The sequence below is a fragment of the Neptunomonas qingdaonensis genome (assembly GCF_900113275.1).
Classification (GTDB): Bacteria; Pseudomonadota; Gammaproteobacteria; order Pseudomonadales; family Balneatricaceae; genus Neptunomonas; species Neptunomonas qingdaonensis.
In genome coordinates this window covers 203,594-216,719 of record NZ_FOOU01000004.1, presented here as the reverse complement: position 1 = coordinate 216,719, position 13,126 = coordinate 203,594, and the positions used below count along the sequence as shown (strand labels likewise).

Sequence of the window (13,126 nt, the reverse complement as noted above, 5' to 3'; positions counted from 1 at the left end):
AATACGCGACCAACCCGTGATAGAAAGGATAATAACAATGAACGCCGCTGAACTGCACCGGGATGCCATCATTATTGATGGCCTGATCTGCGCGAAATGGAATCGGGAGCTTTTTGAAGACATGTCAAAAGGTGGGCTGACTGCCGCCAACTGTACGGTCTCTTTCTGGGAAAATTTTCAGAATACGGTAAACAATGTAGTCGAGATGAATCAGCTTATTGAAGCCAGCAGTGATCTGCTCATCAAAGTACATACCACTGCAGATATTAAGCGTGCTAAGCAGGAAGGTAAAACCGGCGTCATGATGGGATTTCAGAACGCTAATGCGTTTGAAGACCAAATTGGCTATGTGCAGATATTCAAGGACCTGGGCGTTGGAATTGTGCAGATGTGTTACAACACCCAGAATTTAGTTGGCACGGGCTGTTACGAGCGCGATGGCGGTTTATCCGGCTTCGGTCGTGAAATTGTTGCTGAAATGAATCGCGTGGGCGTGTTGTGTGACTTGTCTCACGTGGGTGCTAAAACGTCTGAAGAAGTTATCCTCGAATCTAAACAGCGGGTGGCGTATTCACACTGTCTGCCCAGTGGTTTAAAAGATCATCCGCGTAACAAGTCGGACGCCGAGCTGAAGTTTATAGCAGATCACGGTGGATTTGTCGGTGTCACTATGTTCGCGCCTTTCCTGAAAAACGGTATTGATTCGACCATCGAAGATTATGTTGAAGCGATTGAGTATATCTACAACATCGTGGGTGAAGATAGCATCGGTATCGGTACCGACTTTACCCAGGGTCAGGATCAGAACTTCTTCGAATACCTGACTCACGATAAAGGCTATGCGCGCCGTTTGACGCGCTTTGGCAAGATTATCAACCCTGAAGGCATTCGCACGGTTGGCGAGTTCCCTAACCTGACTGAAGCATTGCTGCGTCGTGGTTTTTCTGAAACACAAGTGCGCAAGATTATGGGCGAAAACTGGGTGACGCTGCTTAAAGATGTCTGGGGCGCCTGATTTCAAATACCGAGTGACGTTGATGAAAGTATTGTTTATGAAAGTGATGTTTATGAGAGTGGCGTTGCCGAAATTGGCGATGTGTCTTGATAAAAAATAATTAAAACAAAAGAATTTTTGAGGTTAGAAAGAATGAGTGTACATGCACCAGAAATGCCGATCCTAGTCGATGATGAAACCGGAGTATGGACCACCGATGCGCTGCCAATGTTGTATGTGCCGCGCCACTTCTTCGTTAACAATCACATGGGGATTGAAGAAGAGATTGGTGCCGGAAAGTACGCAGATATTCTTTATAAAGCAGGGTATAAGTCGGCACATTACTGGTGTGAGAAAGAAGCGGCTGAACACGGTATATCAGGTGCGGATGTATTCGAGCATTACATGAAACGCCTATCTCAACGCGGTTGGGGTTTCTTTATTACTGAAGAACTGGATCTTGAAAAGGGTACTGCCACAGTTCGCCTGGAAAACTCTGCCTTCGTTTATCAGTACGGCAAAGTTAATCGCAAGGTTGATTACATGTTCACGGGCTGGTTTGCCGGGGCGATGGATCAGATCGCCGAAAGCCTCGGCTATGCCGTACGCACTAAAGCGGTACAGACTCAGTGCGCCGCAGAAGATGGCTGTGATGTCGGCTACTTTGAAGTCACTCCATTATAACCAACCATAAAATCGAAACCGCTTATCGGGCTGATATAACAGCATTGGATAACTGGTTAATAATCTAAAGGTGGGGTCCGATCATGTCCCAGTTTGATATCCTGTTTGAACCGCTTAAAATTAATAAGCTGACTATCCGTAATCGTATCGTCAGTACCGCTCACGCTGAGGTTTATGCAACCGACGGCGGTATGACGACTGAACGCTATGTAAAGTACTACGAAGAAAAAGCCAAGGGTGGTTGCGGCCTGTCAATCTGTGGTGGTTCCAGTGTGGTATCTATCGACAGCCCGCAGAGTTGGTGGAGCTCAGTTAACTTATCGACAGATCGTATTATTCCTCATTTTCAGAACTTGGCTGACGCGGTGCACAAGCACGGCGGAAAAATCATGATTCAGATTACCCATATGGGACGTCGTTCGCGTTGGGATGGTGGTGACTGGCCTAATTTGATGTCTCCTTCTGGTATTCGTGAGCCCGTTCACCGTGCTACCTGTAAGACGATAGAAGAGGAGGACATCTGGCGTATTATTGGTGATTTTGCCCAGGCCGCGCGTCGTGCCAAAGAGGGCGGCTTAGACGGCGTAGAACTGTCTGCAGTACATCAGCATATGATCGATCAGTTTTGGTCGCCGCGGGTCAATAAGCGTACTGACCAATGGGGCGGTAGTCTGGAAAACCGTATGCGCTTTGGTATCGAAGTACTTAAAGCGGTACGTGCAGAAGTTGGTCGTGACTTTGTCGTCGGTATGCGTATGTGTGGCGATGAATTTCATCCGGACGGCCTCAGCCACGAAGACCTTAAACAAATCGCTAAGTACTATAACGATACCGGTTTACTGGATTTCTTCGGCGTGGTGGGTTCGGGTTGCGATACGCACAATACGCTGGCAAACGTTATTCCGAATATGAGCTATCCCCCCGAGCCATTCCTGCATCTGGCGGCCGGTATCAAAGAAGTAGTGAATGTACCGGTTATTCATGCGCAGAACATCAAAGATCCCAATCAGGCGAAACGTATCCTGGAAGCCGGTTATGTTGATTTTGTGGGTATGACACGGGCGCACATTGCCGATCCGCATATCATTGCCAAAATAAAGAATGATCAGGTTGATCAGATTCGTCAGTGTGTCGGCGCTAACTATTGTATTGACCGTCAATATATGGGGTTAGATGTACTCTGTATTCAGAACGCTGCAACCTCTCGTGAACATATGGGAATGCCGCACGTTATTGAAAAAACAACTGGTATTAAGCGCAAAGTCGTGGTGGTCGGGGGTGGCCCGGGCGGTCTGGAAGCCGCACGTGTAGCCGCAGAGCGTGGGCATGATGTGACGCTTATTGAAAAAGAAGAAGAGCTGGGTGGCCAGATTGTGATTGCGGCTAAAGCGCCGCAGCGTGACCAGATGGCAGGTATCACCCGCTGGCTGGCAATGGAAGTGGAACGTCTGGGTGTTGATGTTCGGTTAGGCACAAGTGCCGATACGGATCTGATTCATGAGCTTAAACCCGATGTCTGTATTCTGGCGACAGGAGGTCGTCCGTTTATTGATCAGGAAGCGGCATGGGGCGCAGCTGAAGGCCTGTGTGTTTCCAGCTGGGATATTCTTATGGGAAAAGTGGAGCCTGGTAAAAATGTACTGATCTACGACACCATTTGTGAATTCTCCGGTATGTCGGCAGCAGACTATCTGGCATCAAAAGGCTCGTTAGTCGAGCTGGTGACTGATGATATCAAGCCGGGTGTTGGCATCGGTGGTACAACCTTCCCGACTTACTACCGTAATTTGTATGAAAAAGAGGTGATCATGACCTCCGACATGCTGCTGATGAACGTTTATCGCGAAGGTGACAACCTGGTTGTTGTACTAGAGAACGAATATACCGGCCAGAAAGAGGAGCGGGTGGTTGATCAGGTTGTCGTTGAAAACGGCACCCGTCCTAACGAAGAGCTGTATTACGCACTCAAGCAGGAATCTTGCAATAAGGGACAGTTAGATAACGAGGCGTTGTTTGCTGCCACGTCTCAGCCTGTGTTAGCCCTCTCAGCTGAAGAGAGACAGGGCAATATGATCTTGTGGCGACTGGGCGACTGTGTTTCACAACGTAATGTACATGCGGCGATTTATGATGCGTTACGTCTCTGCAAGGACCTCTGATCAGAGCTATTGCACTTGATATTGCACTAATGAAATGGATAGTTTCCCAGGAGGTTGACCGAGAATAGCGATCGTAGCGAGAGATGCTCATTTTGAGTCATATTTTCCGGTCATTTGCGAATAATAGTGGTTCTATTTGCCAAAAATGAGTGGGAAACCTGGCCGAAATGCGGATTTCGCAGTAGATCAGTCTGTTCTTGGTCAGCCTCCTGGTTGAAGCTAATAATAACAGGGCAGATTTCACTGCCCATCCACCTGCCTGATGAGGGTGAATTATGGCTTTTGAGTGGTTAAACCCCTTACTTATCGCGACAGCGTTGCTGCTCGCCGTCGTGGGTGCAGTACGCCGAGTTAACCTGTGGCGGGCTGGTCAGCCTGAATCAGTGGATTTTGTCGCTGGCTTAATAGCGATGCCGGGTCGTTATCTGCATGATCTGCACGATATTGTCGAACGTGACAAATATATGTCGAAAACACATGCGGCTACCGGTGGTGGTTTTGTGTTGTCGCTGCTGATGATTATTCTGGTACACCTGCTGGGTATTAATAATCAGGTACTTGGCTGGGCATTGCTGGCTTCGCTGGCGTTGATGTTTGTCGGTGCTGTGTTTGTTTTTAAGCGTCGACTGAATCCGCCGAGTCGCCTATCGAAAGGCCCGTGGATGCGTTTGCCAAAAAGCTTACTGGCATTTTCAGGCGCTTTTTTTATTCTTACGCTGCCCGTTGCGGGTGTTTTACCTGAGGGTGCCGGGGGGGCGCTTCTGACGATTGTTCTGAGCATTTTTATTGCGATGGGATTGTCTGAAATGCTGCTGGGTATGACGTGGGGTGGGCCGATGAAGCACGCCTTTGCCGGCGCTCTGCATCTGGCATTTCATCGTCGCCCTGAGCGTTTTGGTGGCGGGCGCTCCACCGGACTGAAGCCCGTGGCTCTGGATCAGCGAGTACTGGGTGTACAAAAGCCTGAAGATTTTAAATGGAATCAGTTATTAGGCTTTGATGCCTGTGTACAGTGTGGCAAGTGTGAGGCCGTGTGTCCTGCTTTTGCTGCCGGGCAGCCGTTAAATCCTAAAAAGTTAATTCAGGATATGGTGGTGGGCATGGCCGGTGGCAGTGATGCTCAATACGCGGGTAGTCCTTATCCGGGTAAAGATGTGGGCCAGGCGAATGGTGGCCCACTGCTGACGATGACAGAAGGGTTGATTGATCCAGAAACACTGTGGTCTTGCACTACGTGTCGTGCGTGCGTGGAAGAGTGTCCGATGATGATCGAACATGTTGATGCGATTGTCGATATGCGTCGTTTTCTGACAATGGAAAAGGGCAGCACTCCGAATAAAGGTGCTGAAGTTCTGGATAACCTGATTGCCACCGATAATCCTAATGGTCATGCACCAACCAGCCGCATGAACTGGGCGGCTGACCAGAATTTACCTTTACTAAGTGATGTAAAAGAAACCGATGTGGTTTTCTGGGTATCCGATGGCGCCTTTGATATGCGTAGCCAGCGCATTTTGCGCGCCTTTGTTAAGTTGCTAAAAGCGGCTAATGTAGATTTTGCCGTATTAGGTGATGAAGAGCTGGACAGTGGTGATGTCGCCCGCCGTTTAGGTGATGATGCGACCTTCCAAAGTTTGGCAAAGCGAAATATTGCAACGCTGAGGCAGTATAAATTCAAACGTATCGTCACGACCGACCCTCACGCTTATCACTGTCTGCGAAATGAGTATGCAGATTTTGCTGACGGCTTATTCGATACGATTGAGGTCTTGCATCACACCACTTATCTGAATGAGTTGGTGCAGGCAGGCAAGCTTAAATTGAATAGCTATAAGGGCGGCACGGTAACCTACCACGACCCTTGTTATCTGGGACGTTATAACGGCGAATACGAAGCGCCACGCGAATTACTGCGTTCACTGGGCATTAAAATTGCTGAGATGGAACGCTCTGGTTTTCGTTCACGATGTTGTGGTGGCGGTGGCGGTGCGCCGATTACGGATATTCCGGGAGAACGTCGTATTGCCGATATGCGCATGGACGATGTACAAACAACGGGAGCTGAGCTGATAGCGGTAGGGTGTCAGCAATGCACAGCGATGCTTGAAGGGGTCGTTGAACCTCGTCCGCAGGTGAAAGATATCGCTGAAATTCTGGTTGAGTCTCTTGTTGAGCCATTAGTTCAGGAGCGACACTAATGTCAGATACTCATTATTCAGACGTGCTTCGTCGTGATCCGCGTGCAGAAAGGATTGCGCGTAACCGCTTACATCCGTTGCATACGACTGCTAGTAGCGGTGGGCAGGTGGCAGAGATACGTGGGCCTTCGGGGCTGTTACGTAAGAATCCGCACACGCTTGGTTTTATCGGCCCTAACGGTATCAAGCGAATTGACCGGCTTAAGGGTAATGCGATCGCGACTAATAGCCGTCGCGGTACAACCAACACTCAGGTGACGCTGTTACCTTTGCATCAGGTGGCGGAAGCTGCTTTCACTCTGGTTGTTGTGCCGGATATGGTGGGTGGTCGATTAACGGCGCATGATAAAGATGTGTTGGGGCAGGCGCATCAACTCGCGCGAGCCATTGAGGCCGATATCGGTGCAAAAGGTGCAGTAATGCTGGTCGCCTTTGGTGTATGTAAAGAAGAGAACTTTGATAAGGCAGGGGTAGACCGTTTGTTGTTGCTCGATAGTGTCGAATATCAGGGCTACTGCCCCGAGCAACAGATGGCTGCACTGCTGCAGGTTGAAGCACGTTTTGCACCGCAATACTGGTTGTTTCCTGACAGTGTACATGGCGGTTCTGATCTGGGCTCACGCCTGGCGGCGCGTCTGGGTATACGCCCTGCCGTGCATGTCTGGCAAGTAAATACGGATACCACGATTTGCCGTGGTGCGGGTGGTTCAACCGATATAACACGGGCAACCCCACGCTTGCTGATGTTATCGCAAGAGTGCGCCAATCCTATTGATGAGAGTCGCCATGAAGTACTTCCTGTGGTGTTGAAATCAACCCCAATTATCTCGTTGCTGTTAGAAGATAAGGGGCAGGTGTCGGTCGATCCGAATGCGATCCCACTGGCAGAAGCAGAGTTTATCTTATCGGCAGGCAACGGTATTAAAAATTGGGACCAGTTCCATACGGCGGCGCAAGCATTGGGTGCCACTGAAGGAGCAAGCCGAGTGGTGGTTGATGATGGATATATGCCACGTTTTCGTCAAGTCGGCGCTTCCGGTACCTGGGTGACGGCACGTGTCTATCTGGCGGTAGGTATCTCCGGTGCGATTCAGCATATGCAGGGTATAGGTCAATGCGAGAAAGTCATCACGATCAATACGGACGCTGGCTGCGATATGGTGAAACGTGCTGATCTGAGTCTGATCGGTGACAGTGAGGCGGTGCTGCAGGAGTTACTGAAGCTGGTCAAGGTGTTTCGCCAGCAATCACATCAAGGTCAGAATAACGTCAAAATTAGTGAAAAAACCGGCGTAAAAAAAGACACAAATGAGGAAGCTGAAAATGCAGCCTGATTCGAGTACAGCATTGGATGACAAAGGCCTGGACTTAACGGAACTGGACCTGAAAATAGTCTCGTTGATTTCGATCGGTAAACACCCGACTTCCGGGCGTGCCCGCCGGGCCGAGCAGGATGGCCGGGCTGTTGAGTTGGGTATGGTGCTGGCGGAAGCCACCGGCGATAAGCAAAACTTAACCGTTATACATGCCGGAGACTCCCAGCTAGAGGCCCAGCAAGCGGCACTGCGTAGCTATGCAGGCATGGGTTTGGGGGCGGTGCGGGTGCTGCAAATGCGTGACAGTGCTGATGCGATAAACCCGTTGAGCGAATACCTTTATAAACATGCACCGGACATTATTTTGACGGGTGTACATGCAGAAAGTGGTGAGTCTTCTGGCATGGTGCCTTATCTATTGGGTGAAGCACTGGGGTGGCCGGTAGTGCCGCGTATTGCCAATATCGTATCGATTAAGAATGGCGTTGCCGAAATACTGCAAGCATTACCGCGAGGCCAGCGGCGGGCTTTGGCGGTACGCCTGCCGTTTATTGCCAGTGTGGATAATGCTGCACCAGCACCACGTCAGAGCGCGTTTGGCCCTGCTAGCAGAGCGCTCATGGATCAGAAGGTATCGCAGAGTGATGTGGATGGGGTGCGTAATGCGTGGAGTGAGTTGCCGGCGCGAAAGCGGCCAAAACGCTTGAAAGTCGTTAAAGCAAAAACAGGCGCCGCTCGCTTGAAAGCCGCCACGGCTAAGCCCCAGGGAGCGGGAGGCAAAGTGATGAAAGAACAATCTGCTGCTGAACAGGCACAGGCTATCTTTGATCTGTTACTGGAAGAGGGCGTGTTGCGTTAAAGAGGCGTTTATAATGCCTTCTTTTCTATTAGCGACCATTTACAGGTCGCTAATCTCTTTTTCTGTTCCTATTCCCTTTATCTGTTGTTAATGCCTTTATCTGATGCAAATTTTAGCGTCTGTATCACGCCTTTATTTTTTTATCGAAAACGTCAACTCAATGATGAGATCTGTCGCAAATGGCAACACTGCGCAGCATAACTCTTCGTAAGATATCGGTGGACTCAACTCAACTCAACTCAACTCAGCTCAACTCAACTCAAATAAAAGTCATCACTGAATGATACATAATAAAAAAAGCGGAGTAGTACTATGAACGAAATTGCACGAAGTGCGACGGCCTACGTGGAGACAGGTGCGGCATACACCTCTGATTACAAGGCGGGACAAGATAATGTAAAAGTTATGGGTATGGATATCCATAATCCGGTATTTGGTACCAGTGCATTTATCATTTTGTTATTCATTGTTCTCGCCTTAGCCTTCCCGGCTAATGCAAAGGAGATGTTGGTTGGGGCGCGTACCTGGTCAATTGAAACTTTTGACTGGCTGTTTATGATTGGCGGAAATGTCTTTGTATTATTTTGTCTGGCCTTGATTGTATTGCCGGTCGGCAAAATCAGGCTGGGTGGAAAAACGGCAACACCTGATTTTAACCGGATGTCCTGGTTCTCCATGCTGTTTGCAGCGGGGATGGGGATAGGACTGATGTTCTGGAGTGTTGCAGAACCGGTCGCTTATTATACCAACTGGTACGGTACTCCATTGAATGCAGCACCGAATACGCCAGAAGGTGCGTCCGTAGCGATGGGAGCAACCATGTTCCATTGGGGGCTTCATCCATGGGCAATCTACGGTGTAGTGGCGCTGGCATTAGCGTTCTTTGCATATAACAAAGGTTTGCCTTTGACGATTCGTTCTGCATTCTATCCGCTTTTAGGCGAACGAGTATGGGGACCGATTGGTCATGTGATTGATATTGTAGCGGTACTGGCTACTATCTTTGGTCTGGCTACATCCCTTGGCTTAGGTGCGTCCCAGGCAGCTGGGGGCTTAAGCTTTCTGTTTGGTGTAGAGAATAATATTACTACGCAGATAATTATCATTGTGCTGGTATCTGCAATAGCGATATTTTCGGTTATGCGTGGCCTTGACGGAGGCGTTAAAATTCTCAGTAATATCAATATGATGGTTGCAGCATGTCTGTTGTTTTTCGTCATTGTTGCGGGATCTGTTAGCGGATTTCTGGGTAATTTCTTCGGTATTTTAAGCAGCTATGCAGAAAACATTATTCCACTGAGTAATTGGGTAGGGCGCGAAGATGAAACCTGGTACCACGGCTGGACAGTGTTTTACTGGGCTTGGTGGATCTCCTGGTCGCCATTTGTAGGAATGTTTATTGCGCGTATCTCAAAAGGCCGGACGGTGCGTGAATTCCTGACGGCAGTACTGCTTATCCCGACATTGGTATCTGCTGTATGGATGGCTGCTTTTGGTGGCAGTGCGTTAGATCAGATTCAGAACAATGTAGGGGAGTTAACAAAAGGTGTCGGTGATGTTTCGCTGGCGATGTTCCAGATGTTGGAAAATCTGCCATTGTCTGAAATATCTTCACTCTTGGCAATTGTTCTCGTGCTGGTCTTCTTTATCACTTCATCGGACTCCGGTTCGCTGGTAATAGATACTATTACCGCCGGTGGTAAGGTTGATTCTCCTGTGCCACAGCGTGTCTTTTGGGCAGTACTACAGGGCTTGATTGCGGCGGTGTTGCTATACGGCGGTGGTGCTGAAGCACTCACTGCATTGCAGGCTGGCGCCATTACAGTGGGCTTACCGTTTACGCTGATACTGCTGTTTATGTGTGTGAGTTTGTATAAAGGTTTGAAAAGTGAAGTGTACTAATTAGCCCGTAATTGGTAAGGTCACACACCTGATAATAAAGCCGGCATTTTTGCCGGCTTTTTATGTATTACGAGGTGTTTTTTTAGTCATACAGCAGATCAGTGATAAGCCAGATAGGTCTGCCAGAGGAGACAATTTTATGATGATCGCTGACCTGGTAGATCAGGAAGATTTTTGTAGATTACTAGAATCGATTGGAATTTGTGTTGAAAGCGATTGGACATCAGAGCAATGTGCGCAGGCGGCTATAGACTGGCGCTGTATTAACGCTAATCCTGATGCGGCCGCTAAACTGAATCAGATTATCAATGAACTTAAACAGAAAGAATCTCTATTGTTACCCGAAGTGAAAGCAGCGTTGAATATGCTTTTATTACACAATAGCAGATAGCTTTTTTTAGTGTATTAGAGAGCATTTACGCGTGCGAACAACCTTAGTACCACTTATTTCCCTCTTTATCAGTTGCTTTATTCTATTTTTAGGAAATGGCCTGATCAATGTCCTATTGCCCGTAAGAATGGGCTTAGATGGTGTCAATACGAACACTATTGGTACGGTATTGTCGCTCTATTTTGTGGGCATGCTACTGGGTGCTATCTATAGTAAAAACCTGATTAGACGGGCGGCGCATATTCGTGTGTTTGCCGGATGTGTTGCATTAGGAGCAGTGAGTATTCTGATTTGTAGTCTTTATTCAGACCCGCTTTTGTGGGGGGCAATGCGAATTGTATTGGGCTTTTGTAATGCCTGCGCGTTTACTGCCATGGAAAGCTGGTTGAGTGACAGTTCGACAAAAGAAACACGCGGTAAAGTGTTAGCGACTTATAACGCAGTTGTTTTAAGTGGTTTGTTTTTTGGTCAGTTTTTTATGAATTTTGCGAGCCCGGAAGGCTCAGCGCTGTTCGTTTTTGGTGGCATACTCCTCTGTGCTGCGGTGATTCCAATGGTGTTAAGTCGCAATAATGGTCCAGTGATTTCAGAAGTTGGCTCAATGTCACTGTTTGCATTGTATAAAATTTCTCCGCTTGGGGTCGTTAGCTGTTTAGCTTCCGGTGTGATCTATTCCGCCATTTTTAACTTGTTGCCGGTGTTCGCGAAAGATTACGGCATCGTTACTTTTCAGTTATCGCTCTATATGGGGACGGCGATTTTAGGGGCTTTTTTACTGCAGTTTCCTGTTGGTTATCTCTCGGATAAATTTGACCGTCGTTCAGTATTAGCGGTTCTACTGTTTATCTCGGCAGTGGCTGACTTTGCCGTGCCGGTACTCGCCTCTCAGGAGATATTCTGGGCGGTATTCTTAGGCACTGCGATCACCAGCGGCATTATCGCTTGTACCTATCCTTTGAGTATCTCTGAAGCGTTTGACAAGTTACGCCAAAACCAGATGGTTGCGGCTATGGGAAGCATGATTCTGGCCTTCTCGATTGGCGGTATCCTTGGCCCCTATACGGCTTCCATCGCTATGGATAAATTTGGCAATGCGTCGCTCTTTTATTTTGTGGCATTTATCCAACTGCTGCTCGGCGGCTTTGTTATGTATCGCATGGCTGTGCGTGATGCACTACCGGTAGATGAACAGGAGCACTTTGTCATGCAAGGTGCTTCTATTACAGCGTCCGTTGAACTTGATCCGCGTACTGAATATGTCGAACATCAGCATGCATTGAGTTCAGAAGCAGAAACAGCAGCAACCATTGCAGAAACCGATCCCGCCACTGCTGTTAAAATGGCGCGTGCCATAGCGATGGCAAATCCGATGCTCGGCGTTGAGGTGGCTGCTGCTGTGGCGACAGTTCCTGGTATAAACGTGCTGCGTTTATACGAAGTGATGAAAGAAGCGGTACCCGATCAAATACTCGCTGTTACCCGTGCCGTGGTTACCGTGCATCCTGAACTGGCCTATGAATTAGTCTCTAAATTAGCTGAGTGGTATCCAGAGCAAGTGGTTTCTGTCGCGGCAGAAATTGGTCGCGCTTTACCCGATCATCGTATAGAGATGGCGCGAGTGGCTGTTAAATATGCGCCTGAATCGGTAGCGGAAGTTGCAGAATATTATGCGCAGGTATTGGCAGAAGAGCATGAAGCCGTTCGTCCGGCAGACCGGGAAAATGACACGAGTGAAGAAGACGCTGCCAGTATTGCTGCTGAGTTGTGGCAGGCCGCACCGGAGCAGGCATTGGATGTTGCTGTGACGATGGTTGACGCGATACCAGAATCTGCTGTGCTGGTGGCCGAAGAATATCTGGCCAGTAATATAGGTGAAACTGATGAAGAAGCCAGCGCTGCAGAAAAATCGGATACACCAGAACGGAGCCTGACAGGAGTAGAGTATCAAGCCCGCAAAGAGGTGCGCAGTCAAGAGTGGGCACAAGAGTCAGCAGATGATTACAACCACACAGTTGAATTGGTGGCAAGGCTAGCAGAAGCGGCCCCAGAGCAAGCCCTGGATATGGCGGTGGCGGTGGTAGAAGCTGTGCCGGGTAGTGCCGCTGAAGTGGCTTCTGAGGTAGTTAGCAGCATTTATGAGCATAAATCTGACGATACACATACAGCTGACATTGAGCTTGATGAAGAGCACGATGGTAAAACGCTGGAATATGAAGATGCGGTAGAGCTGGTACAGCGTTTATCAGAGGTGTCACCAGAAAATGCTATGAATGTGGCCGTTGCGGTAGTAGAAGCACTCCCGGAATCAGCCTCTGAGGTTGTTAATGCGATTAGTCAGGGTGATGAATCCACAGAAGGAGAATGGATTAACGCGGTAGACCATAAACCTGCTGAAAAACCGTGAGATTGACCTTTTTTAAAGATAAAGAGGTTACGCCGGTGCATCGCGCGCAGTACTGTAAAGCATGCATACTTATTTTTGCAGGGGTGTTTAGCTAAGAAAGTATAAGCGCGTGTATTTAGCTAGGTAGTGCTCGCTGGACAGTGCTGATCTTATCTATAAAAGTTGAAAACTGATATTCGCCTGATCAGTTTTCCTGCGGGAGGATTACCAAGTAATAAT

General features: G+C 48.5%; 9 protein-coding genes. All 9 read left to right on the top strand.

The window, feature by feature from the left end:
* Positions 1 to 37 precede the first annotated feature (37 nt).
* Positions 38 to 1,015 (top strand): dipeptidase, encoded by a 978-nt coding sequence (locus BM099_RS07950; protein WP_090726493.1) that lies wholly within the window; start codon positions 38 to 40, stop codon positions 1,013 to 1,015.
* A gap of 132 nt (positions 1,016 to 1,147) precedes the next feature.
* A complete protein-coding gene (locus BM099_RS07945) occupies positions 1,148 to 1,678 on the top strand; it encodes a 4-vinyl reductase (protein ID WP_090726491.1) in 531 nt (176 codons plus the stop codon).
* An 83-nt stretch (positions 1,679 to 1,761) separates the two neighbouring features.
* Positions 1,762 to 3,837 (top strand): dimethylglycine demethylation protein DgcA, encoded by a 2,076-nt coding sequence (gene dgcA, locus BM099_RS07940; RefSeq protein WP_090726489.1) that lies wholly within the window; start codon positions 1,762 to 1,764, stop codon positions 3,835 to 3,837.
* Between the two features lie 275 nt (positions 3,838 to 4,112).
* The gene (locus BM099_RS07935; protein ID WP_090726487.1) at positions 4,113 to 6,035 is read left to right on the top strand and encodes a (Fe-S)-binding protein; all 1,923 of its coding nucleotides are present in this window, start codon (positions 4,113 to 4,115) and stop codon (positions 6,033 to 6,035) included.
* Positions 6,035 to 7,369 carry an electron transfer flavoprotein subunit alpha gene (etfA, locus tag BM099_RS07930; RefSeq protein WP_090726485.1) on the top strand — a complete coding sequence of 445 codons (1,335 nt, stop codon included), beginning with the start codon at positions 6,035 to 6,037 and terminating at the stop codon, positions 7,367 to 7,369. Before BM099_RS07935 ends, etfA begins: the two co-directional genes overlap by 1 nt.
* Positions 7,359 to 8,210, top strand: coding sequence for an electron transfer flavoprotein subunit beta (etfB, locus tag BM099_RS07925; RefSeq protein WP_090726484.1), 852 nt, complete (start codon positions 7,359 to 7,361; stop codon positions 8,208 to 8,210). Before etfA ends, etfB begins: the two co-directional genes overlap by 11 nt.
* A gap of 312 nt (positions 8,211 to 8,522) precedes the next feature.
* Positions 8,523 to 10,112, top strand: coding sequence for a BCCT family transporter (locus BM099_RS07920; protein ID WP_090726483.1), 1,590 nt, complete (start codon positions 8,523 to 8,525; stop codon positions 10,110 to 10,112).
* 139 nt (positions 10,113 to 10,251) lie between these two features.
* Positions 10,252 to 10,503, top strand: a complete 252-nt coding sequence (locus tag BM099_RS07915; protein WP_090726481.1) for a hypothetical protein — start codon at positions 10,252 to 10,254, stop codon at positions 10,501 to 10,503.
* A 31-nt stretch (positions 10,504 to 10,534) separates the two neighbouring features.
* Complete coding sequence (locus BM099_RS07910) at positions 10,535 to 12,907, top strand: MFS transporter (RefSeq protein ID WP_090726479.1); 2,373 nt, start codon at positions 10,535 to 10,537, stop codon at positions 12,905 to 12,907.
* The last annotated feature ends 219 nt before the right edge of the window (positions 12,908 to 13,126 follow it).